We start from the raw sequence: 23,088 nt of genomic DNA, 5'->3' as shown, positions 1-23,088 counted from the left end.
GCCCCGGCCCGGACGGTAGGCTCGCACGCAGAAGCGGGATCTACCCTCCGTGACCGGCACCATCCACAGTCGGGACCACAGCGCCGTGGCCGACCCGGTCCCCATTCACGGGGTCACTCTTCACAATGGAAGGAGCCCTGAGACAGGGTGAGCACTGCGCCGAAGAACGCATTCGAGTGGAGCGACCTGGACGAGCGCACGGTTGACACGGCGCGGGTCCTGGCGATGGACGCTGTCCAGAAGGTCGGCAACGGGCACCCCGGGACGGCCATGTCGCTGGCCCCGGCCGCCTACCTGATCTTCCAGCGCTTCCTGCGCCACGACCCGACCGACCCGGCCTGGGTCGGCCGCGACCGCTTCGTCCTCTCCCCCGGCCACACCAGCCTGACGCTCTACACCCAGCTGTACTTCTCGGGCTACGGCCTGGAGCTGGACGACCTCAAGGCCTTCCGCGTGGCCGGCAGCCGCACCCCGGGCCACCCGGAGCACGGCCACACCGCGGGCGTGGAGACCACCACCGGCCCGCTCGGCCAGGGCATCGCGAACGCGGTCGGCATGGCGATGGCCGCCCGCTACGAGCGCGGCCTGTTCGACCCGGAGGCGGCGGCCGGCGAGTCCCCCTTCGACCACACCGTCTGGGCCATCGTCTCCGACGGCGACCTGGAGGAGGGCATCTCGGCCGAGGCGTCCTCGCTGGCCGGCCACCAGAAGCTGGGCAACCTGGTCGCCCTGTACGACGACAACCACATCTCGATCGAGGGCGACACCGAGACCGCCTTCTCCGAGGACGTCCTCAAGCGCTACGAGGCGTACGGCTGGCACGTCCAGCGGGTCACCCCGAAGGCCAACGGCGACATCGACGTCGAGGCCCTCGCCGGTGCGCTGGCCGCCGCCAAGGCCGAGACCTCCCGCCCGTCGCTGATCGCGATGCGCACGATCATCGCCTGGCCGGCCCCGGACGCCCAGAACACCGCCAAGGCGCACGGCTCCGCGCTCGGTGCCGCCGAGATCGCCGCCACCAAGAAGGTCCTGGGCTTCGACCCGGAGAAGACCTTCGAGGTCAGCGACCAGGTCATCGAGCACGCCCGCCAGGTCATCAAGCGCGGCAAGGCCGCCCGCGACCAGTGGCAGCAGGGCTTCGACGCCTGGCGCGCGGCCAACCCGCACCGGGCCGCCGAGTTCGACCGCATCCAGGCCGGCGAGCTGCCCGAGGGCTGGAAGAAGGCCGTCCCCTCCTTCCCGGCCGGCAAGGACGTCGCCACCCGCAAGGCCTCCGGCGAGACCCTCAAGGCGCTCGGCGCGGTGATCCCGGAGCTGTGGGGCGGCTCGGCCGACCTCGCGGAGTCCAACCTCACCACCATCGACGAGGACAGCTCCTTCCTCCCCGAGGGCAACCCGCTGAAGTCGGCCAGCCCGTACGGCCGGACGATCCACTTCGGCATCCGCGAGCACGCCATGGGCTCGACCATGAACGGCATCGCCCTGCACGGCAAGACCCGTGTGTACGGCGGCACCTTCCTGGTCTTCGCCGACTACATGCGCCCGGCCGTGCGCCTGGCCGCGCTGATGAAGCTGCCGGTCACCTACGTCTGGACGCACGACTCGATCGGCCTCGGCGAGGACGGCCCGACCCACCAGCCGGTGGAGCACATGGCCTCGCTGCGCGCCATCCCGGGCCTGGCCATGGTCCGCCCGGCCGACGCCAACGAGACGGCCGTCGCCTGGCGCACCGTGATCGAGCGCCAGACCAGCCACCCCGGCCCGGTCGGCCTCGCGCTCACCCGCCAGAACGTCCCGACCTTCGACCGCGAGGTCTTCGCCTCCGCCGAGGGCACCGCCAAGGGCGCCTACGTGCTGGCCGAGGCCGGCAACGGCGACCCGCAGCTGATCCTGCTGGGCACCGGCTCCGAGGTCCAGCTGGCCGTCCAGGCCCGCGAGGTCCTGGAGGCCGAGGGCATCGCGACCCGCGTGGTCTCGGTCCCGTCCTTCGAGTGGTTCCAGGAGCAGGACCAGGCCTACCGCGACAGCGTGCTGCCGCCGTCGGTCAAGGCCCGCGTCTCGGTCGAGGCCGGCATCGCCCAGGGCTGGCGCGAGCTGGTCGGCGACCACGGCCGGATCGTCTCGCTGGAGCACTTCGGTGCCTCCGCCGACTACAAGGTGCTGTTCGAGGAGTTCGGCCTGACCGCCGAGCGCGTGGTCGCCGAGGCGCACAACGCCCTGCGCTCCCTCGAAGCCGTCAACCGCTAACGCGTCCGGGCCGCGTGCCCGCCCGCACGCGGGCACGCGGCCCCCTCTGACTACCCCACGAAGCAGAAGAAGACGAAGGACTGAAGCACCATGACTGACGCACTGAAGCGCCTCAGCGACGAAGGCGTTGCGATCTGGCTGGACGACCTCAGCCGCGCACGGCTGAACTCCGGCAACCTGGCCGAGCTGGTGCAGAACAAGCACGTGGTGGGTGTCACCACCAACCCGACCATCTTCCAGAAGGCCATCGCCGGCAGCGGCGACAGCTCCTACGACGGCCAGCTGCGCGACCTCGCCGTCCGCGGGGTCACCACCGACGAGGCGATCCGCATGATCACCACCTCGGACGTGCGCGACGCCGCCGACGTGCTGCGCCCGGTCTACGACGCCTCCAACGGCCGCGACGGCCGGGTCTCCATCGAGGTCGACCCCCGCCTGGCGCACGAGACCGCCCCGACCGTGGCCGAGGCCAAGCAGCTGTGGTGGCTGGTCGACCGCCCGAACGTCCTGATCAAGATCCCCGCCACCAAGGCCGGCCTGCCGGCCATCGCCTCGGTCATCGGCCTGGGCATCAGCGTCAACGTCACGCTGATCTTCTCGCTGGAGCGCTACAAGGCCGTCATGGACGCCTACCTGACCGGCCTGGAGGCCGCCAAGGCCAAGGGCCTGGACCTCTCCCAGATCGAGTCGGTGGCCTCCTTCTTCGTGTCCCGGGTGGACACCGAGATCGACAAGCGCCTGGACAAGGTCGGCGGCGAGGCCAAGGACCTGCGCTCCAAGGCCGCGCTGGCCAACGCCCGCCTCGCCTACCAGGCGTACGAGGAGGTCTTCGGCTCGGTCGACGGCAAGACCGCCGGCAGCGCCCGCTGGAAGGCCCTGGAGGCCGCCGGCGCCAAGCCGCAGCGCCCGCTGTGGGCCTCGACCGGCGTCAAGGACCCGGCCCTGCCGGACACCCTGTACGTCACCGAGCTGGTCGCCCCGGGCACCGTCAACACCATGCCCGAGGCCACCCTGGACGCCACCGGCGACCACGGCGTGGTCACCGGCAACACCATCGTCCCCAACTACGCCGACGCCAAGGCCGTCCTGGACGCCATCGCGGCCGCCGGCGTGGACTACGACGACGTCGTCCAGGTGCTGGAGGACGAGGGCGTGCAGAAGTTCGAGCAGTCCTGGCAGGAGCTGCTCGACACCGTCACCGCCTCGCTGGCCTCCTTCGCCAACGAGCAGTGACCCCCGCTCACACAGCCAGCGCACGAAAGCGGAGCACACCAAGTGAGCACTGATTTCCCCGAGTTGACGTCGGAATCGGACGCGGACGACCTCCCGGCCGCCCCCGTCAACCCGCTTCGTGACCCCTCCGACCGGCGGCTCCCGCGCATCGCGGGGCCGTCCGGCCTGGTCATCTTCGGGGTCACCGGCGACCTGTCCCGCAAGAAGCTGATGCCGGCCATCTACGACCTCGCCAACCGGGGTCTGCTGCCGCCGGGCTTCTCCCTGGTGGGCTTCGCCCGCCGCGAGTGGGAGGACGAGGACTTCGCCAAGGAGGTCCACGACGCGGTCAAGGAGCACGCCCGGACCCAGTTCCGGGAGGAGGTCTGGCAGCAGCTCGCCAAGGGCATGCGCTTCGTCCAGGGCACCTTCGACGACGACGAGGCCTTCGACAAGCTGCGCGAGACCATCGAGGAGCTGGACAAGGCCCAGGGCACCGGCGGCAACTTCGCCTTCTACCTGTCCGTCCCGCCGAAGTTCTTCCCCACGGTCGTCCAGCAGCTCAAGAAGCACGGCCTGGCCGACCCGCCGCAGGGCTCCTGGCGCCGCGCCGTCATCGAGAAGCCCTTCGGCCACGACCTGGAGAGCGCCCAGGAGCTCAACAAGGTCGTCCACGAGGTCTTCCCGCGCGACGAGGTCTTCCGGATCGACCACTACCTGGGCAAGGAGACGGTCCAGAACATCCTGGCGCTGCGCTTCGCCAACCAGATGTTCGAGCCGATCTGGAACCGGTCGTACGTCGACCACGTGCAGATCACCATGGCCGAGGACATCGGCATCGGCGGCCGGGCGGGCTACTACGACGGCATCGGCTCCGCCCGTGACGTCATCCAGAACCACCTGCTCCAGCTGATGGCGCTCACCGCCATCGAGGAGCCGGCGTCCTTCCACCCGAAGGCGCTGGTGGCCGAGAAGCTCAAGGTGCTCAGCGCCGTCAAGCTCCCGGCCGACCTCGGCCGGCACACCGTGCGCGGCCAGTACGCGGCCGGCTGGCAGGGCGGCGAGGAGGTGGTCGGCTACCTGGACGAGGACGGCATCGACCCGGACTCCAAGACCGACACCTACGCGGCCATCAAGCTGGAGATCAACAACCGCCGCTGGGCGGGCGTCCCGTTCTACCTGCGCACCGGCAAGCGGCTGGGCCGCCGGGTCACCGAGATCGCGGTGGTCTTCCAGCGCGCCCCGTACCTGCCGTTCGACTCCTACGCGACCGAGGAGCTGGGGCAGAACGCCCTGGTCATCCGGGTCCAGCCGGACGAGGGCGTGACGGTGCGGTTCGGCTCCAAGGTGCCGGGCACCTCCTTCGAGGTCCGGGACGTCACGATGGACTTCGCCTACGGCGAGTCCTTCACCGAGTCCAGCCCGGAGGCGTACGAGCGGCTCATCCTCGACGTGCTGCTGGGCGACGCCAACCTGTTCCCGCGCCACCAGGAGGTCGAGCTCTCCTGGCAGATCCTCGACCCGATCGAGAAGTACTGGGACGCCCACGGCAAGCCCGCCCAGTACGCGGCGGGCACCTGGGGCCCGGCCGAGGCGGACGAGATGCTCGCACGAGACGGCAGGAGCTGGCGGCGGCCATGAAGATCGACCTCACCAACACGACGTCCAGCAAGATCAACGCCGCGCTGATGGAGGCGCGCCGGGCCAGCGGCTCCACCGCCGCCGGCATGGTGCTCACCCTGGTCATCGTGACCGACGAGGGCAGCGCCTACGACGCCCTCAAGGCCGCCAACGAGGCCTCCCGCGAGCACCCGATGCGCACCCTCGCGGTGATCAAGCGCGCCGGCCGCTCGCCCCGGGCCCGCGCCGAGACCCGGCTGGACGCCGAGATCCTGGTCGGCTCGGACGCCGGCTCCGGAGAAACGGTCATCCTGCGCATGCACGGCGAACTCGCCCTGCACGCCCAGTCGGTGGTCCTGCCGCTGCTGCTGCCGGACGCCCCGACCGTGGTCTGGTGGCCGGACAACGCGCCGCTGCACCCGGCGCAGGACCCGCTGGGCGCGCTCGCCCAGCGCCGGATCACCGACGCCGTCACCGCCGAGTCCCCGGTCGGCCAGCTCGCCCAGCGCTCGCAGAGCTACACCCCGGGCGACACCGACCTGGCCTGGACCCGGATCACCGGCTGGCGCTCGATGCTGGCCGCCGCGCTGGACCAGCGGCCGGCCGCCATCACCTCGGTGGTGGTCGAGGGCGAGTCCTACAACCCCAGCGTCGAGCTGCTCGGCCTGTGGCTGCTCAACCGGCTGAACGTGCCGGTCGAGCGGGTCGTCACCGGCGGCCCCGGCATCACCGCGGTGCACCTGCGCACCAAGGACGGGGACATCACCCTGGACCGCCCGGACGGCCTGATGGGCACGCTCTCCATGCCCGGCTCGCCGGACCGCCAGGTGGCGCTCAAGCGGCGCGAGACCTCGGAGCTGATCGCCGAGGAGCTGCGCCGGCTGGACCCGGACGACATCTACTCGACGGCCGTGCGCACGTCCGTCGAGCGGCTGCGCGAGCCCTCGGAGCAGACCGCTCCGGCGGCCGCGGCCGAGCCCGTCGCCGACGCGGCGGCCGCGGCCGCCGACGCCGCGGTGGCCAACCCGGCCCGGGTGACCGCCGACGCGGAGAAGTCCGCCGCGAGGAAGGCCGCGGGCAAGCGCGCCGCCAAGGGCAGCGCATGACGGCCGCGACCCCGCAGCTGGTCGTCCACCGGGACAAGGAGCTGATGGCCCAGGCGGCCGCGGCCCGGCTGATCACCCGGATCGTGGACGCCCAGGCCGCCCGCGGCACCGCCTCGGTGGTGCTCACCGGCGGCCGCAACGGCAACGCCCTGCTGGCCGCGATCGCCGCCTCCCCGGCGCGCGACGCGGTCGACTGGGGCCGGCTGGACCTGTGGTGGGGCGACGAGCGCTTCGTCCCCGCCGCCGACCCGGACCGCAACGCCGTCCAGGCCCGCGCCGAGCTGCTGGACGCCGTCCCGCTCGACCCGGCGCGGGTGCACGAGATGCCCGCCTCGGACGGGGTGGACGGCTCGGACGTGGAGGCGGCCGCCGCCCGCTACGCGGAGGAGCTGGCCAAGGCCGCCGGACCGGGCGACCGGCTCGGCGTGCCGGCCTTCGACGTGCTGCTGCTCGGCGTCGGCCCGGACACCCACGTCGCCTCGCTCTTCCCGGAGCACCCGGGCGTGCGGGAGACCGAGCTGACCGTGGTCGGCGTGCGCGGGGCCCCCAAGCCCCCGCCGACCCGGGTCTCGCTCACCCTCCCGGCGATCCGGGCGGCCCGCGAGGTCTGGCTGCTGGCCGCCGGCGAGGACAAGGCGGGCGCGGTCGCGCTGGCCCTGTCCGGCCCCGGTGAGCTCCAGGCGCCCGCCTCCGGCGCGTACGGCCGCAGCCGGACCCTGTGGCTGCTGGACCGCGCCGCCGCCGAGCGGATCCCGCCGCAGCTGTACCCGCCGGCCTCGGCCTAGGGGCCGCGGAGAACGCCGAAGGGCGCCCCCGTCACTCGACGGGTGGCGCCCTTTGTCGTCAGCTCCTCAGATCTCGCCGCGCAGCTTGGCCAGCGCCTCGGCGAGGATCGCCTCGCCGTCGGCGTCGGTGCGCCGCTCCCGGACGTAGGCGAGGTGGGTCTTGTACGGCTCGTTGCGCGAGGGAGCCGGCGGGTTGTGCTCGTCCTGCCCGGCCGGGAAGCCGCAGCGCGGGCAGTCCCAGGTGTCCGGGATGACGGCCTCGGCGGCGAAGCTGGGGCGCGTCTCGTGCTTGTTGGCGCACCAGAAGGAGATCCTGTTGCGCGGAGCGGACTCGCCGCGCTCCGCCTCCCCCATCGGGCCTGCCCCGACCCTGCTCCCACGGATGGCGTTGCCACTTGCCACGGTCTGACTCCCTGCGTGCTGGTGCGCCGACCCGCCGCGGTGCGCGTCGGTGGCGAAAGTCGTCCTAGTGTAAGCAGGACTTAAGGTTCCGCCACCATCGCCTCCGCCCCCGACCGTCCCAGGATAGGCGCTCGGGCGACGGGGCGTCAGGGCTGTGTCAGCTCTTGTACTTCAGGATCAGGCCCAGCGCGATGATCGAGGCGAACCAGCCGATGCCGACCACGATGGTGATGCGGTCCAGGTTGCGCTCGGCCACCGCCGAACCGCCGCCGGTGGACATCGCACCGCCGCCGAACATGTCCGACAGGCCGCCGCCCTTCCCCTTGTGCAGGAGCACCAGCAGGATCATCAGCAGGCTGAAGATGATCAGGGCAATCGAGAACCCGAGAACCACGACCGGACCAACTCTCTCGTATCTTCGGCGACGGGGCCGGGCCGCTGTCGGCGGTCCGGCCCCAAAGCCTACGTTGCTGCGCGGCGTTAGCCTACTGCCTGCTCACGGTAGCGCACGATCTTGACGAACTCGTCGGCGTCCAGCGAGGCACCGCCGATCAGGCCGCCGTCGATGTCGGGCTTGGCCATCAGGCCGGCCACGCTCGACGACTTGACCGAACCGCCGTACAGCACACGGACCTTGTCGGCCAGCTCGGCGCTGTACAGCTCGGCCAGGCGGGCCCGGATCGCGGCGCAGACCTCCTGCGCGTCCTCCGGGGTGGCCACCTCGCCGGTGCCGATCGCCCAGACCGGCTCGTAGGCGACCACGATCGACTCGGCCTGGTCCGCCGGGACGCCCTCCAGGGCACCGTCCAGCTGGGCCAGGGTGTACGCGACGTGGGTGCCGGCCTTGCGGATCTCCAGCGGCTCGCCGATGCACAGGATCGGGGTGACCCCGGCCCGGTAGGCGGCCTTGACCTTGGCGTTGACGATCTCCTCGTCCTCGCCGTGGTACTGGCGGCGCTCCGAGTGGCCGATCACCGCGTAGGTGCACTGGAGCTTGGCCAGCATCGGGCCGGAGACCTCGCCGGTGTAGGCGCCGCCGTCGTGCTGCGAGATGTCCTGCGAGCCGTACTTGATCTTCAACTTGTCGCCGAAGACCAGGGTCTGCACCGACCGCAGATCGGTGAACGGCACCAGGACGGCGACCTCGACGGCCTCGTAGTCCTTGTCGGCCAGCGCGAACGCCAGCTTCTGGGTGTGCTGGATGGCCTCGAGGTGGTTGAGGTTCATCTTCCAGTTGCCCGCCATCAGCGGGAGACGCTCAGTCATGCTTTCAGCCTTCCAGGGCGGCGAGACCGGGGAGGGTCTTGCCCTCCAGGTACTCGAGGCTCGCGCCACCGCCGGTCGAGATGTGCCCGAACTTCGTCTCGTCGAAGCCCAGGATGCGGACGGCCGCGGCGGAGTCGCCGCCACCGACCACGGTGAACGCGTTGCTGTCCAGCAGGCCCTGCGCGACGGCCTTGGTGCCGTTCGCGTAGTTGGGGTGCTCGAAGACGCCCATCGGGCCGTTCCAGAACACCGTGCCCGCGTCGGCCAGCTTGGAGGCGTACAGCTCGCGGGTCTTCGGGCCGATGTCCAGGCCCTCCTCGTCGGCCGGGATGGCGTCCGCGGCGACGACCGTGGGGTTCGCCGGGGCCTTGGTCTTGAGGTCGGGGAAGTCCGGCGAGACCAGGACGTCCACCGGCAGCACGAACTCGACGCCGCGCGCCTCGGCCCGGGCCAGGTACTCCAGGCAGACCGGGATCTGGTCCTCCTGCAGCAGCGAGATGCCGACCTCGTGGCCCTGGGCCTTGAGGAAGGTGTACGCCATGCCGCCGCCGATCAGGATCCGGTCGGCCTTCTCCAGCAGGTTGTCGATCACGCCGAGCTTGTCGGACACCTTGGCGCCGCCGAGCACGACGACGTACGGGCGCTCGACGTCCTCGGTGAGCTTCTTGAGCACGCCGACCTCGGTGGCGATCAGGTCGCCGGCGGCGTGCGGCAGCAGGGCCGGCAGGTCGTACACCGAGGCGTGCTTGCGGTGCACGGCGCCGAAGCCGTCGCCGACGTACAGGTCGGCCAGGGCGGCCAGCTGCTCGGCGAAGGCCTTGCGCTCGGTGTCGTCCTTGCTGGTCTCACCGGCGTTGAAGCGCAGGTTCTCCAGCAGCGCGACCTCGCCGTCGGCCAGCGCGGCGACGGTGGCCGCGGCGGACTCGCCCACGGTGTCGGTGGCGAAGGCGACCGGCTTGCCGAGGATCTCGCCGAGCCGCTCGGCGACCGGGGCGAGCGAGAACTGCGGGTCCGGCGCACCCTTGGGGCGGCCGAGGTGGGAGGCGACGACGACCTTGGCACCGCGCTCGACGAGCTTGGCGATGGTCGGCGCCACGGCGCGGATCCGGCCGTCGTCGGTGATCGTGCTGCCGTCCAGCGGGACGTTCAGGTCGGCGCGCACGAAGACGCGCTTGCCGGCGACGTCCAGGTCTTCGATGGTCTTCACGGGTTCTTCTGTCTCCTGGGGAGATGGTTGATGCGCAGAGGCGGCACGGCGCAGGGGCCGCCTGAGAAGTCCTTGTACGCAGAACGAGGGCCCGGTCGGCACGTTGTCGCCGTCCGGGCCCTCGCCCCTACATCACGTCAGCTCCCACTGCGTCAGAGCTGGCCACCGACGAGGGTGACCAGGTCCACGACGCGGTTCGAGTAGCCCCACTCGTTGTCGTACCAGCCGAGCACCTTGACCTGGTTGCCCTGGACCATGGTGAGCTGCGAGTCGAAGATGCAGGAGGCCGGGTCGTTGACGATGTCCGACGACACGATCGGGTCCTCGGTGTAGGCCAGGATGCCCTTGAGGGAACCCTCCGCCGCCTTCTGGAAGGCCGCGTTGACCTCCTCCTTGGTGACCTCGCGCTCCAGGGTGACGACCAGGTCGGTGATGGAGCCGGTCGGGACCGGGACGCGCAGCGAGGTGCCGTCCAGCTTGCCCTTCAGCTCCGGCAGGACCAGGGCGGTCGCCTTGGCGGCACCGGTCGAGGTCGGGATGATGTTCTGCGAGGCCGCACGAGCACGGCGCAGGTCCTTGTGCGGGAAGTCCAGGGTCACCTGGTCGTTGGTGAACGCGTGGACCGTGGTCATCAGACCCTTGACGATGCCGAACGCCTCGTTCAGCACCTTCGCCATCGGCGCCACGCAGTTCGTGGTGCAGGAGGCGTTGGAGATGATGTGGTGGTTGGCGGCGTCGTACTTCTCGTCGTTGACACCCAGGACGATGGTGACGTCCTCGTCGGTGGCGGGCGCCGAGATGATGACCTTCTTCGCGCCGGCGGCGAGGTGCTTCTTCGCGGCCTCGGCCTTGGTGAAGATGCCGGTGGACTCGACGACGATGTCGGCGCCCAGGGCGGCCCACGGCAGGTTGGCCGGGTCACGCTCGGCGGTCACCTTGAAGGTGTGGCCGTCGACGGTGATGCTGTCCTCGGTGTGCGAGACCTCGCCCGGGAAGGTGCCCAGGGTGGTGTCGTACTTGAGCAGGTGAGCCAGGGTCTTCGTGTCGGTGAGGTCGTTGACACCGACGATCTCGATGTCCGCGCCCTGGGCCTTGACGGCGCGGAAGAAGTTGCGGCCGATGCGGCCGAAGCCGTTGATGCCTACCCGGATCGTCACGAACCGATCTCCTCGTTAGGTACGCCGGCGCTGAGCCGACGGGGATGAGATTTGGGAAGTCCCCGACCGCCTACGACCCTACCTCTCCCGACCCTGGGAGGGCACATCGCGCCACCTGGCAAGACGTGGCGTGGCGTGTGTCCGGGCCCTCCGTCCCCGCCCGCCGGGGCCGTTGGTCCTGGTCAAGTGGTCTTGACCAATTTCGGATCGCCGCCCGAGCCCGCCCGAGCCCGGTTGGACCCCGTCCGCCCCCGTCCGCCCCCGTCCGCTCCCGGACACAGCTGCGGCCGGTGCCCGGAATCCGGACACCGGCCGCAGCGGTTCGGAGCTAGTTCAGCGCCATCTCGTCGGTCAGGTTGGCCTCGGTGCTCGGCAGGCCCAGCTCGGCCGCCCGCTTGTCGGCCATCGCCAGCAGGCGGCGGATCCGGCCGGCCACCGCGTCCTTGGTCAGCGGCGGGTCGGCGAGCGCGCCCAGCTCCTCCAGCGAGGCCTGCTTGTGCTGCATCCGCAGCTGGCCGGCCGCCGCCAGGTGCTCGGGCACCTCCTCGCCGAGGATCTCCAGCGCGCGCTGCACCCGGGCACCGGCCGCCACCGCGGCGCGGGCCGAGCGGCGCAGGTTGGCGTCGTCGAAGTTGGCGAGCCGGTTGGCGGTGGCCCGGACCTCGCGCCGCATCCGGCGCTCCTCCCAGGCGAGCACCGACTCGTGCGCCCCGAGCCGGGTCAGCAGCGCGCCGATCGCGTCACCGTCGCGGATGACCACCCGGTCCACCCCGCGCACCTCGCGGGCCTTGGCCGGGATGCCGAGCCGGCGGGCCGCGCCGACCAGGGCCAGCGCCGCCTCCGAGCCGGGGCAGGTGATCTCCAGCGAGGAGGAGCGGCCCGGCTCGGTGAGCGAGCCGTGCGCCAGGAAGGCCCCGCGCCAGGCGGCCTCGGCGTCGCAGGTGGCCCCGGAGACGACCGCCGGGGGCAGACCCCGGATCGGCCGGCCGCGGCCGTCCACCAGGCCGGTCTGGCGCGCGAGCAGCTCACCGTCCTTGACCACCCGGACGACGAAGCGGCTGCCGCGCCGCAGGCCGCCGGGCGCCATCACCACGAGGTCGGAGGAGTGCCCGAAGATCTCCAGCAGGTCCTTGCGCAGCCGCCGCGCCGCCGCGCCGGTGTCCAGCTCCGCCTCGATCACGATGCGGCCGCTCACGATGTGCAGCCCGCCCGCGAACCGCAGGATCGCCGACACCTCAGCCTTGCGACAGCAGGCCCGGGTGACCGGGAGCCGGCTGATCTCGTCCTTCACCGCTGGAGTCATCGCCATGGCCCGATCCTTCCATGTGTCCGGAAAATCCGGTCGTACGCGGCTGCCAACAGCTCCGGGTCGTGTCGCGGGGTGCCGTCGGTGCGGGCCACCGTGCCGAGCACCAGAGCGGCACCCATCCGCTCGGCGGCCTTCTCCAGTCCGGCCAGGTCCGCCTGGCCGAAGGCGCCGCCCGTGACGGCGCGCTCGTCCACCAGGATCGCATCCACCACCAGGTCGGGAGCGTGGTCGGCGATGACCTCCAGGTGGCGCTGCGGGGTGAAGCCCTCGGTCTCCCCGGGCTGCGGGGCCAGGTTCAGCGTGAGCAGGCGGCGGGCGCGGGTCTCCACCAGCGCCTTGGCCAGCTCGGGCACCAGCAGGTGCGGCAGCACGCTGGTGAACCAGGAGCCGGGGCCGAGCACCACCCAGTCCGCCTCCCGGACCGCCGTGACCGCCTCCGGGACGGCCGGCGGCTCGTCCGGCAGCAGCCGGATCGACTGCACGGTGCCGGGGGTGACGGCCACGTCGGCCTGGCCGCGGACGGCCGTGACCTCGGCCGGGCGGGCCGGGTCGTGGCCGCGCACGGTGGCCTCGATGTCCAGCGGCACCGCCGACATCGGCAGCACCCGGCCCTGGACGTTCAGCAGCCGGCCGACCCAGTCCAGCGCCGCGACCGGGTCGCCGAGTTTCTCCCAGAGCGCCACGATCAGCAGGTTGCCGACGGCGTGGCCGCCCAGCTCGCCGTTGCCGGTGAAGCGCTGCTGGATCACCTCGGACCAGGTGCGGCCCCAGTCGTCGTCCCCGCACAGCGCGGCCAGCGCCTTGCGCAGGTCGCCGGGCGGCAGCACCCCCAGCTCCTCGCGCAGCCGCCCGCTGGAGCCGCCGTCGTCGGCGACGGTGACCACCGCGGTGAGGTCGCTGGTGAGCCGGCGCAGCGCGGACAGCGAGGCGGACAGGCCCTGGCCGCCGCCGAGCGCGGTGATCCGGGGGGCCGGATTGGCCCGGGCGGGACTGCTCCGCGGCCGACCCGGCGACGGGCCGGCCGCCCGCTCCGCGGTCCTGCTCTGCAGCTGTCGCCCGGGCACGTATCCCGCCACAATCACCTCGCGTTCCTCGGCCCCGCCACCGGCACCGCCGGCGGCCCGGCAGGGAAGGCGGCGGTTACTCCCGACCCATGTCACGGTGGACGAGCACCGTCTCGACTCCGTCGGCGATGAGACGCTTGGTCAGACGCTCGGACATGGCGACGCTGCGGTGCTTGCCACCGGTGCAGCCTACGGCAAGCGTCATGTAGCGCTTCCCCTCCCTGCGGTAACCCTCGGTGACGATGCGCAGCAGCTCGGCGTAGCCGTTCAGGAACTCGTTGGCACCGGGCTGCTGGAACACGTAGTCGGCGACGTCCGAGTCGGTGCCGGTACGGGCCCGCAGCTCGGGCACCCAGTGCGGGTTCGGCAGGAAGCGGCAGTCCACCACCAGGTCGGCGTCGACCGGCAGGCCGTACTTGAAGCCGAAGGACATCACGGTGGCGCGCAGCTCGGGCTCGTCGTGGTCGGCGAACTGGGCGTCCAGCTTGGCGCGCAGCTGGTGCACGTTGAGGTTGGAGGTGTCGATCACCAGGTCGGCCTCGCCGCGGAGGTCGCGCAGCAGGTCGCGCTCCTGGGCGATGCCGTCCACGATCCGGCCGTCGGCCTGCAGCGGGTGCGGGCGGCGCACGCTCTCGAAGCGGCGGACCAGCGCCTCGTCGGAGGAGTCCAGGAAGACCACCCGGAGCCGGACGCCGCGCTTCTCCAGCTCGTCCAGCGAGGTGAGCAGGTCGTCGAAGAACTGGCGGCCGCGGACGTCCACGACGACGCCGATCCGGGCGACGTTGCCCTGGGAACGGGCGCCCAGGTCGACCATGGTCGGGATCAGGGCCGGCGGCAGGTTGTCCACCACGAACCAGCCCAGGTCCTCCAGGCACTTGGCGGCGGTGGAGCGGCCGGCTCCGGACATGCCGGAGATGATCACCAGCTCCGGCGCGTTCTCGGCCACGTCTGACACGGTCACTTCGGTTCCCCGCTCTCGGTCTTTCTGCTGGGGAGAACGCGCACGGCACGGCCGCTCTTCCCCGTCCCGGACAGTCGGGCGGGGTCGGGGCGCGCCGACAGACGGGCGGCGTCGGCCGTCATGGCGTCTCCTGGGATGGTGCGGTCTGGGGTGCTGCGGCCACCGGCTCGGCGGCCTCGTCGGCCCCGTCCTCGATGATCTCGCCGGTCGCGGTGTTGACCGCGGGTGCGGCGGGTGTACGGGACGACAACGCCGCCGCAACAGTTTCCGCGGTGCGGCGCCCGATGCCGGGTACCGCGCAGAGCTCGTCCACGGTGGCGGCCCGGAGCTTCTTCAGCGAGCCGAAGTGCTTGAGCAGCGCCTGGCGGCGAGTCTCGCCGAGGCCCGGGACGGAGTCCAGCTCCCCGGCGGTGAGTCGCTTGGAACGCTTGGCGCGCTGGTAGCCGATCGCGAAGCGGTGGGCCTCGTCGCGGACCCGCTGGAGCAGGTAGAGGCCCTCGCTGGAGCGGGGCAGCACGACCGGGTCGTCCTCGCCGGGCAGCCACACCTCCTCCAGGCGCTTGGCGAGGCCGCACAGCGCGACGTCGTCGATGCCGAGCTCCGCCAGGGCCCGCTGGGCGGCGGCGACCTGCGGCTGGCCGCCGTCGACCACCAGCAGCTGCGGCGGGTAGGCGAAGCGCTTGGGGCGGCCGTCCTCGGTGCGCGGGCCGTCGCCCGGCTGGTCCTCGTCGGGCTCCTCCGGGACGGCCCACTCGCCGGTCTGCTCGCGCTCCTGGAGGTAGCGGCGGAAGCGGCGGCTGATCACCTCGTGCATCGAGCGGACGTCGTCCTGGCCCTCGAAGCCCTTGATCTGGAAGCGCCGGTACTCGCTCTTGCGGGCCAGGCCGTCCTCGAAGACGACCATGGAGGCGACCACGTCCTCGCCCTGGAGGTGGGAGATGTCGTAGCACTCGATCCGCAGCGGGACGGAGTCCAGCTCCAGCGCGTCGGCGATCTCCTGGAGGGCGCGGCTGCGGGTGGTGAGGTCGGAGGCGCGCTTGGTCTTGTGCAGGGCCAGCGCCTGTTGGGCGTTGCGCTGCACGGTGGCCATCAGGTCCTTCTTGTCGCCGCGCTGGGGGATCCGCAGGTCGACCTGGCTGCCGCGCAGCCCGCTGAGCCACTCCCGGACGGGGGCGGCCGGTTCGGGCAGGGCGGGGACGAGCACCTCGCGCGGGACGGACTCGTTGCGCTCGTCCGGGCCGGCGCCGCCGTAGAGCTGCTGGAGGGCGTGCTCGACCAGGCCGGCGGTGTCCACGTCCTCGACCTTGTCGGTGACCCAGCCGCGCTGGCCGCGCACCCGGCCGCCGCGGACGTGGAAGATCTGGACGGCGGCCTCCAGTTCGTCCTCGGCCACGGCCAGCAGGTCGGCGTCGGTGGCGTCGGCGAGCACGATGGCGTTCTTCTCCATCGCGCGCTTGAGGGCGCCGATGTCGTCCCGTAGCCGGGCCGCCTTCTCGTACTCCATCTCGGCCGCGGCCTCCTGCATCTGCTCTTCCAGCCGGCGCAGGTAGTTGCCGGTGCGCCCGGCCATGAAGTCGCAGAAGTCCTCGGCCAGCGCCCGGTGTTCGTCCGCGGAGACCTTGCCGACGCAGGGCGCGGCGCACTTGCCGATGTAGCCGAGCAGGCAGGGGCGGCCGACCTGCCGGGCGCGCTTGAACACGCCGTTGGAGCAGGTGCGGACGGGGAAGACGCGCAGCAGCAGGTCGACGGTCTCGCGGATGGCCCAGGCGTGCCCGTAGGGGCCGAAGTAGCGCACGCCCTTCTTGTGCGCCCCGCGCATCACCTGGACCCGCGGGTACTCCTCGTCGAGGGTGACGGCGAGCTCCGGATAGCTCTTGTCGTCGCGGTACTTGACGTTGAACCGGGGGTCGAACTCCTTGATCCAGGAGTACTCCAGCTGGAGCGCCTCGACCTCGGTGGCGACCACGGTCCACTCCACCGAGGCGGCGGTGGTCACCATGGTCGCGGTGCGCGGGTGCAGACCGGCGAGGTCCTGGAAGTAGGACGACAGCCGCGGCCGCAGGCTCTTGGCCTTGCCGACGTAGATGACCCGGCCGTGGGCGTCACGGAACTTGTAGACGCCCGGGGAGGTCGGGATCGCACCCGGCGCCGGGCGGTAGGTGCTCGGGTCAGCCATGGGTCCACCGTACCGAGTTCGGCTGGAAGTCGATCAACTGCTTCAGCTCGGGGTCACCTTGAGGTTGCCGCCCTCGACCGTGACCGCGTAGGAGGGCAGCGGGGTGGGGGCCGGGCCGTCCTGCACCGCGCCGTCGGCGATGGCGAACCGGCTGCCGTGGCAGGGGCACTGGATCTGCTGGTTCTTGACCTGGTCCACGATGCAGCCGGCGTGGGTGCACTTGGCGCTGAACGCCTTGTACTGGCCGGCGGTCGGCTGGGTGACGACGATCTTCTGCTCGCGGAAGACCTTGCCGCCGCCCTCCGGGACGGCCGAGGCCGGGCCGAGGTCCACCGGGCCCTTGGCGGCGCTGCCGGCGTCCGAGGAGCCGGCGGAGGAGCTGCAGCCGGTGACCGCCACGGTGCCGCCGGCCGCCAGCACGGCCGCGGCTCCGCAGAGCAGGGTGCGGCGGGAGGTGGCGGGGCTGGTCTCGGGGGCCTCGGACATCGGTGCGCTCCTACGGTGTGCTGCTGCTGCGAGGGACCACGGAAGTCTATGCCGCACCCGCCCCGCCGCTGCCGGGATGTCCGGCAGCGGCGGGAGGTCCGGGAGCGGCGGGGCGGCTCGGGCCTACTTCTTCGCCGCGGCGGCCCGCTTGGCCGGGGCCTTCTTGGCGGCGGCCGCCTTGGCGGGCGCCTTGGCGGCCGTCGCGGTGGCGGCCTTCTTCGCGGCCGTCGCGGTGGCGGCCTTCTTCGCGGCCGCCTTCCTGGCGGGAGCCGCGACCGGGGCGTCGGCGAAGTCGCCCGGCAGGATGTCCCGCAGGAACTTGCCGGTGTGGCTCTCCGGGACGGCGGCGATCTGCTCCGGGGTGCCCTCGGCGACCACCGTGCCGCCGCCGGAGCCGCCCTCGGGGCCCATGTCGACGACCCAGTCGGCGGTCTTGATCACGTCGAGGTTGTGCTCGATCACGATCACCGTGTTGCCCTTGTCGACCAGCCCGCTGAGCACCTTGATCAGCTTGCTGATGTCCTCGAAGTGCAGGCCGGTGGTGGGCTCGTCCAGCACGTAGACCGTCCGCCCGGTGGAGCGCTTCTGCAGCTCGGAGGCGAGCTTGACGCGCTGCGCCTCGCCGCCGGAGAGCGTCGGCGCGGACTGGCCGAGCCGGACGTAGCCGAGGCCGACGTCGTTGAGCGTCCGCAGGTGGCGGGCGATCGCCGGGACGGCCTCGAAGAAGGCCAGCCCCTCCTCGATCGGCATGTCCAGCACCTCGGCGATGGACTTGCCCTTGTAGTGGACCTCCAGCGTCTCCCGGTTGTACCGGGCGCCGTGGCACACCTCGCACGGGACGTAGACGTCCGGCAGGAAATTCATCTCGATCTTGATGGTGCCGTCGCCGGTGCAGTTCTCGCAGCGGCCGCCCTTGACGTTGAAGGAGAACCGGCCGGGCAGGTAGCCCCGGACCTTGGCCTCCTGGGTCTCCGCGAAGAGCCGGCGGACGTGGTCGAACACCCCGGTGTAGGTGGCCGGGTTGGAGCGCGGGGTGCGGCCGATCGGCGACTGGTCGACGTGCACCACCTTGTCCACCAGGTCGGTGCCGGTGATCCGGGTGTGCCGGCCGGGCACGCTGCGGGCGCCGTTCAGCTCCCGGGCGAGGTGGGTGTAGAGGATGTCGTTGACCAGCGTCGACTTGCCGGAGCCGGAGACACCGGTGATCGCCGTGAAGGTGCCGAGCGGGAAACCGACCGTGACGTCCTTGAGGTTGTGCTCGCGGGCGCCGTGCACCGTCAGCTGGCGCTTCCTGTCCCGGTCGCGGCGGGCGGCCGGGATCGGGATGGAGCGCTTGCCGGAGAGGTACTGCCCGGTCAGCGACTCCTTGTTGGCCAACAGCCCCTTCAACGCGCCGGAGTGCACGACCTTGCCGCCGTGCTCACCGGCGCCCGGGCCGATGTCCACCACCCAGTCCGCGGTCTTGATGGTGTCCTCGTCGTGCTCGACCACGATCAGGGTGTTGCCGATGTCGCGCAGCCGCACCAGCGTCTCGATCAGCCGGTGGTTGTCCCGCTGGTGCAGGCCGATGGACGGCTCGTCCAGCACGTACAGCACGCCGACCAGGCCGGAGCCGATCTGGGTGGCCAGCCGGATGCGCTGGGCCTCGCCGCCGGACAGGGTGCCGGCCGCGCGGTCCAGCGAGAGGTAGTCCAGGCCGACGTCGACCAGGAAGCGCAGCCGCTCGTTGACCTCCTTGAGGACCCGCTCGGCGATCTGCTTGTCCCGGTCGTTGAGCTTCGTCGCGCCCAGGAACTCGGCGCAGTCGCTGATCGACATCGAGGAGACGTCGGCGATCGACCTGTCCTCGACGGTGACCGCGAGCACCACCGGCTTGAGCCGGGTGCCCTGGCAGGTCGGGCAGGGCACCTCGCGCATGTAGCCCTCGAAGCGCTCCCGGCTGCTGTCGCTCTCCGCCTCGGTGTGCCGGCGCTGGATGAACGGGACGGCGCCCTCGAAGCCGGTGCTGTACGAGCGCTCGCGGCCGAAGCGGTTGCGGTAGCGGACCTGCACCTGGTGCTTGTGCCCGTACATCAGCGCCTTCTTGGCGCGGGCGGGCAGCCCGGCCCAGGGGATGTCGGTGCGGAAGCCGAGCTCCTCGCCGAGCGCGTCGATCAGGCGCTGGAAGTACTCCTTGGCGTGCCCGGCCGACCACGGGTGGATCGCGCCCTCGTCGAGCGAGCGCTCGACGTCCGGCACGACCAGCTCCGGGTCGACCTCCATCCGGTTGCCCAGGCCCGAGCAGTCCGGGCAGGCGCCGAACGGCGAGTTGAAGGAGAACGAGCGCGGCTCCAGCTCCTCGAACGACACGTCGTCGTACGGGCAGTAGAGGTGCTCGGAGTACATCCGCTCGCGCTCCGGGTCGCCCTCGGGGAGGTCGACGAAGTCGAGCACGACCATGCCGCCGGACAGCCGCAGAGCCGTCTCCACCGAGTCGGTGAGCCGCCGCTTGGCGCTCTCCTTCACGGTCAGGCGGTCGACGACCACCTCGACGGTGTGCTTCTCCTGCTTCTTGAGCTTCGGCGGCTCGGCGAGCTGGATCGTCTCGCCGTCGACCCGGGCGCGCGAGTAACCCTTGGACTGGAGGTCGGCGAAGAGGTCGACGAACTCGCCCTTGCGCTCGCGCACCACCGGGCTGAGCACCTGGAACCGGGTGCCCTCGGTGAGCTCCAGCACCTTGTCGACGATCGCCTGCGGCGACTGCTTGGCGATCGGGCGGCCGCAGTGCGGGCAGTGCGGCTTGCCGATCCGGGCGAACAGCAGGCGCAGGTAGTCGTAGACCTCGGTGATGGTGCCGACGGTCGAACGGGGGTTGCGGTTGGTCGACTTCTGGTCGATCGAGACGGCCGGGGAGAGGCCTTCGATGAAGTCGACGTCGGGCTTGTCCATCTGCCCGAGGAACTGCCGGGCGTACGAGGACAGCGACTCGACGTAGCGGCGCTGGCCCTCGGCGAAGATCGTGTCGAAGGCGAGCGAGGACTTGCCGGAGCCGGAGAGGCCCGTGAAGACGATGAGGGAGTCGCGGGGCAGGTCGAGCGAGACGTTCTTGAGGTTGTGCTCGCGAGCACCGCGGACGATGAGGCGGTCGGCCACTGCTTCTGGCGCCTTTCTCCGGACGAGAGGGCTTGCGGTGTGTGGGGTGTTCTTCTTCCAGGATGCGGCAGCCAGCCTATAGCTCAGACGTTCGAATCTCGACTTCGTCCAGCGGAGTCCACCCGAACGAGTGAGAGCGCCCGCCGGGCCGTCCGTATCCGGACCGAAAAACCCCTGCTCAGGACCGGGGACCGGGCGGTAGCGTCGGCTGGTCAACGAGCGAGGCCCCCTCCGGGCAACGCACCGCCCCGTACAGAAGGTAGATCCGATGACCGACCCGCAGTCCGCAGCCGCGATCGCCGCCGAGCACCTTGCCCTGGTGAAGGACGGCACCCGGGCACTGCTGGAAACCGTCGCCGGGCTGGCGCCCGAGGCCCTCGCCGAGCCCTCCGCGCTCCCCGGCTGGACCCGCGGCCATGTGCTCGCCCACGTCTCCCGCAACGCCGACTCCCTGGTCAACCTGCTGACCGGCGCCCGCACCGGCACCGACATCCCGCAGTACGCCAGCGAGCACGCCCGCGAGGACGGCATCCAGGAGGGCGCCGGCCGCCCGCTGGAGGCCCAGCTCGCCGACCTTCGAGAGTCCCACCAGCGCTTCCTCGCGGCCGCCGCGCTGATGGCCCCCGAGGACTGGGCCGCCGAGGTGCGCCACCGCTCGGGCGCGGTCTTCCCGGCCTGCGACCTGGTCTGGAAGCGGCTCGGCGAGCTGGAGTACCACCTGGTCGACCTGGACGGCGGCTACCGCCCCGCCGAGTGGCCGGAGCTCTTCGCCGTCACCGAGTTCCGCAAGCTCGCCACCAAGCTGGCCGGCGCCGACCTGCCCGCCGTCGAGCTGGTCGCCGAGGACACCGGGGACAAGGGCCTGATCGGCACCGGAGCGGCCGCCCTCACCGTCCGCGGCCCCGTCCGCGCCCTGCTCGCCTGGCTCTCCGGCCGCTCCGCCGGCACCGACCTGGCCCGCACCCCCGACACCGCCCTCCCCCAGCTTCCCCCGCTGGGCTGAGGGCGCGAGGATGATCCCGAACCCTGTTTCAGTCGGACCCTGACGAGGAGCGGACGGATGACGTACCACGGAGCGGTCAAGGTCGGCGGGCCGCCGGACGTGCGCGAGCTGGCCCACCTGATCATCACCAAGGTGGCCGTGGGCCCGTACGACAACAACGCGTACCTGCTGCGCTGCCGGGCCACCGACGAGCAGCTGCTGATCGACGCGGCCGCCGACGCGCCGGTGCTGCTGGAGACGGTCGGGGACGACCTGGCGACCGTGGTCACCACCCACCGGCACCACGACCACTGGGGCGCGCTGGCCGAGGTGGTCGCCACCACCGGGGCCCGCACCGCCGCCGGGGAGCACGACGCCGAGGGCATCGACGTGCCGACCGAGCTGCGGCTCGCGGACGGCGACACCCTGCGGGTCGGCGAGGTCGGCCTCACCGTCCGCCACCTGGTCGGGCACACCCCCGGCGCGATCGTGCTCATCTACGACGACCCCCAGGGCCACCCCCACGTCTTCACCGGCGACTGCCTCTTCCCGGGCGGCGTCGGCAACACCTGGGGCGACCCGGAGGCCTTCAAGACCCTCTTCCGGGACGTCAACGAGAAGATCTTCGACGCCCTGCCGGACGAGGCCTGGGTCTACCCCGGCCACGGCAACGACACCACCCTCGGCACCGAGCGCCCACACCTCGCCGAGTGGCGCGACCGCGGCTGGTGACCCGCCCCCGGACGCGGCGGGGCCCCGCGACGCAGTGCGCGTCGCGGGGCCCCTTCGCGTCGTTCGAGCGGGTCAGGCGTCCAGCTTCTCGGGCTCGTGCTCGGCCTGCTCCTGCTTCTTGGAGGCCATCAGGCTGGTCACCGTGGTGACGGCCAGGACGACGACGATGAAGCCCAGCGAGAACGGGATGCCGATCTCCGGGACGTTCGCACCGGCCTCGTGGGCGGCGTGCAGGACCAGCTTCACGCCGATGAAGCCGAGGATCACCGACAGGCCGTAGCTCAGGTGGACCAACTTCTTGAGCAGGCCGCCGATCAGGAAGTACAGCTGGCGCAGCCCCATCAGGGCGAAGGCGTTGGCGGTGAAGACCACGTACGGGTCCTGGGTGAGGCCGAAGATGGCCGGGATCGAGTCCAGGGCGAACAGCACGTCCGTCGTACCGATCGCCAGCATCACGATCAGCATCGGGGTGATCAGCCGGCGGCCGTGCTCCCGGACGAACAGCTTGGTGCCGCGGTAGTCGTCGGTGGCCGGGAAGCGCCGGGTGATCGACTTGAGCAGCCGGTTCTCCTCGAACTCCTCCTCTTCCTCGTCGGCCCTGGCCTCCTTGATCAGCTTCCAGGCCGTCCAGATCAGGAAGGCGCCGAAGATGAAGAACACCCAGGAGAACTGCGTCACCAGCGCCGCACCACCGGCGATGAACACCGCCCGCAGCACCAGCGCGATGATCACACCGAACATCAGCACACGCTGCTGGTAGATCCTGGGCACCGCGAACTTGCCCATGATCAGGATGAACACGAAGAGGTTGTCGACACTGAGCGACTTCTCGGTGATGTACCCGGCGAAGAACTCACCGGCCGGCTGCGCGCCGGAGTGCCACCAGAGGAAACCGCCGAAGAGCAGCGCCAGCACGACCCAGACGGCCGTCCAGATCCCGGCCTCCTTGATCGAGACCTCGTGCGGCTTGCGCCCCCCGATGAAGAAGTCCGCCACGATCAGTGCGATCAGCACACCGATCGTGGTGACCCACATGGTGATGGAAACGTCCACTACTGCTCCTCCGGCAGGTAGGCGAGACAGTCATCGTCACTGCCGGAGGTCTCTTCCGCCCTTCGGGCCAGCGCCCCGGGGTGCCACGACGGGCATCCGTGATGACGGGGTCGGCTGTCGAGGAATACTCCCCTCCGCTGCCATCGAGAGTAACAGGAGAGGCAAGGAAAGGTAAAGAAGGTAAAGGCCGC

Annotated in this window: 19 protein-coding genes; 7 read left to right on the top strand and 12 right to left on the bottom strand. The window is 71.4% G+C overall.

Going from position 1 to position 23,088, the window contains the following annotated elements; translation table 11 throughout:
- The first annotated feature begins 147 nt into the window (after window positions 1–147).
- The 5 genes from tkt to pgl all read left to right on the top strand — a co-directional run bounded on the left by tkt (window position 148) and on the right by pgl (window position 6,970).
- Window positions 148–2,247 (top strand): transketolase, encoded by a 2,100-nt coding sequence (gene tkt, locus ACIQWA_RS21275; RefSeq protein WP_402484541.1) that lies wholly within the window; start codon window positions 148–150, stop codon window positions 2,245–2,247.
- Between the two features lie 90 nt (window positions 2,248–2,337).
- Window positions 2,338–3,480: a transaldolase gene (gene tal, locus ACIQWA_RS21270; protein WP_360236116.1), complete on the top strand. Its 1,143-nt coding sequence runs from the start codon at window positions 2,338–2,340 to the stop codon at window positions 3,478–3,480.
- Window positions 3,481–3,543: 63 nt separating this feature from the next.
- Window positions 3,544–5,100 carry a glucose-6-phosphate dehydrogenase gene (gene zwf / locus ACIQWA_RS21265; protein WP_360236409.1) on the top strand — a complete coding sequence of 519 codons (1,557 nt, stop codon included), beginning with the start codon at window positions 3,544–3,546 and terminating at the stop codon, window positions 5,098–5,100.
- Window positions 5,097–6,185: a glucose-6-phosphate dehydrogenase assembly protein OpcA gene (gene opcA, locus ACIQWA_RS21260; protein ID WP_402484539.1), complete on the top strand. Its 1,089-nt coding sequence runs from the start codon at window positions 5,097–5,099 to the stop codon at window positions 6,183–6,185. Before zwf ends, opcA begins: the two co-directional genes overlap by 4 nt.
- Complete coding sequence (pgl, locus tag ACIQWA_RS21255) at window positions 6,182–6,970, top strand: 6-phosphogluconolactonase (protein WP_045702778.1); 789 nt, start codon at window positions 6,182–6,184, stop codon at window positions 6,968–6,970. Before opcA ends, pgl begins: the two co-directional genes overlap by 4 nt.
- A gap of 66 nt (window positions 6,971–7,036) precedes the next feature.
- Here the strand turns inward: pgl and ACIQWA_RS21250 are convergent, their stop codons facing one another.
- The 11 genes from ACIQWA_RS21250 to uvrA all read right to left on the bottom strand — a co-directional run bounded on the left by ACIQWA_RS21250 (window position 7,037) and on the right by uvrA (window position 20,130).
- Window positions 7,037–7,324 (bottom strand): RNA polymerase-binding protein RbpA, encoded by a 288-nt coding sequence (locus ACIQWA_RS21250; protein WP_030308030.1) that lies wholly within the window; start codon window positions 7,322–7,324, stop codon window positions 7,037–7,039.
- A 205-nt stretch (window positions 7,325–7,529) separates the two neighbouring features.
- Complete coding sequence (gene secG / locus ACIQWA_RS21245) at window positions 7,530–7,766, bottom strand: preprotein translocase subunit SecG (protein WP_360236107.1); 237 nt, start codon at window positions 7,764–7,766, stop codon at window positions 7,530–7,532.
- 86 nt (window positions 7,767–7,852) lie between these two features.
- A complete protein-coding gene (gene tpiA / locus ACIQWA_RS21240) occupies window positions 7,853–8,638 on the bottom strand; it encodes a triose-phosphate isomerase (RefSeq protein WP_402484536.1) in 786 nt (261 codons plus the stop codon).
- A gap of 4 nt (window positions 8,639–8,642) precedes the next feature.
- The gene (locus ACIQWA_RS21235) at window positions 8,643–9,845 is read right to left on the bottom strand and encodes a phosphoglycerate kinase (protein WP_402484534.1); all 1,203 of its coding nucleotides are present in this window, start codon (window positions 9,843–9,845) and stop codon (window positions 8,643–8,645) included.
- A 152-nt stretch (window positions 9,846–9,997) separates the two neighbouring features.
- Window positions 9,998–11,002, bottom strand: coding sequence for a type I glyceraldehyde-3-phosphate dehydrogenase (gap, locus tag ACIQWA_RS21230; protein ID WP_360236098.1), 1,005 nt, complete (start codon window positions 11,000–11,002; stop codon window positions 9,998–10,000).
- A gap of 328 nt (window positions 11,003–11,330) precedes the next feature.
- Window positions 11,331–12,311 carry a DNA-binding protein WhiA gene (gene whiA / locus ACIQWA_RS21225; protein WP_188308910.1) on the bottom strand — a complete coding sequence of 327 codons (981 nt, stop codon included), beginning with the start codon at window positions 12,309–12,311 and terminating at the stop codon, window positions 11,331–11,333.
- The gene (gene yvcK, locus ACIQWA_RS21220) at window positions 12,302–13,387 is read right to left on the bottom strand and encodes a uridine diphosphate-N-acetylglucosamine-binding protein YvcK (RefSeq protein ID WP_402484737.1); all 1,086 of its coding nucleotides are present in this window, start codon (window positions 13,385–13,387) and stop codon (window positions 12,302–12,304) included. Before yvcK ends, whiA begins: the two co-directional genes overlap by 10 nt.
- Window positions 13,388–13,451: 64 nt before the next feature.
- Window positions 13,452–14,336 (bottom strand): RNase adapter RapZ, encoded by an 885-nt coding sequence (gene rapZ / locus ACIQWA_RS21215; protein WP_360236094.1) that lies wholly within the window; start codon window positions 14,334–14,336, stop codon window positions 13,452–13,454.
- A gap of 118 nt (window positions 14,337–14,454) precedes the next feature.
- On the bottom strand, window positions 14,455–16,512 hold the full coding sequence (uvrC, locus tag ACIQWA_RS21210; protein ID WP_402484531.1) for an excinuclease ABC subunit UvrC: 2,058 nt from the start codon (window positions 16,510–16,512) through the stop codon (window positions 14,455–14,457).
- 42 nt (window positions 16,513–16,554) lie between these two features.
- A complete protein-coding gene (locus ACIQWA_RS21205; protein ID WP_360236088.1) occupies window positions 16,555–16,998 on the bottom strand; it encodes a Rieske (2Fe-2S) protein in 444 nt (147 codons plus the stop codon).
- Between the two features lie 123 nt (window positions 16,999–17,121).
- Window positions 17,122–20,130 carry an excinuclease ABC subunit UvrA gene (gene uvrA, locus ACIQWA_RS21200; protein WP_402484529.1) on the bottom strand — a complete coding sequence of 1,003 codons (3,009 nt, stop codon included), beginning with the start codon at window positions 20,128–20,130 and terminating at the stop codon, window positions 17,122–17,124.
- A 268-nt stretch (window positions 20,131–20,398) separates the two neighbouring features.
- On the opposite strand from uvrA, the gene ACIQWA_RS21195 reads away from it, so the two are divergent.
- A complete protein-coding gene (locus ACIQWA_RS21195; RefSeq protein ID WP_402484527.1) occupies window positions 20,399–21,133 on the top strand; it encodes a maleylpyruvate isomerase family mycothiol-dependent enzyme in 735 nt (244 codons plus the stop codon).
- Window positions 21,134–21,190: 57 nt separating this feature from the next.
- Window positions 21,191–21,844, top strand: coding sequence for an MBL fold metallo-hydrolase (locus ACIQWA_RS21190; RefSeq protein WP_402484525.1), 654 nt, complete (start codon window positions 21,191–21,193; stop codon window positions 21,842–21,844).
- Window positions 21,845–21,916: 72 nt separating this feature from the next.
- On the opposite strand, the gene ACIQWA_RS21185 is transcribed toward ACIQWA_RS21190, so the two are convergent.
- The gene (locus tag ACIQWA_RS21185) at window positions 21,917–22,897 is read right to left on the bottom strand and encodes a TerC family protein (protein WP_402484523.1); all 981 of its coding nucleotides are present in this window, start codon (window positions 22,895–22,897) and stop codon (window positions 21,917–21,919) included.
- Window positions 22,898–23,088: the final 191 nt, after the last annotated feature.

Source organism: Kitasatospora sp. NPDC098652 (assembly GCF_044760155.1).
In the GTDB taxonomy this organism is placed as follows: Bacteria; Actinomycetota; Actinomycetes; order Streptomycetales; family Streptomycetaceae; genus Kitasatospora.
The sequence above is the reverse complement of the archived record's forward strand: the minus strand, read 5'-3'. Positions and strand labels throughout refer to the sequence as shown.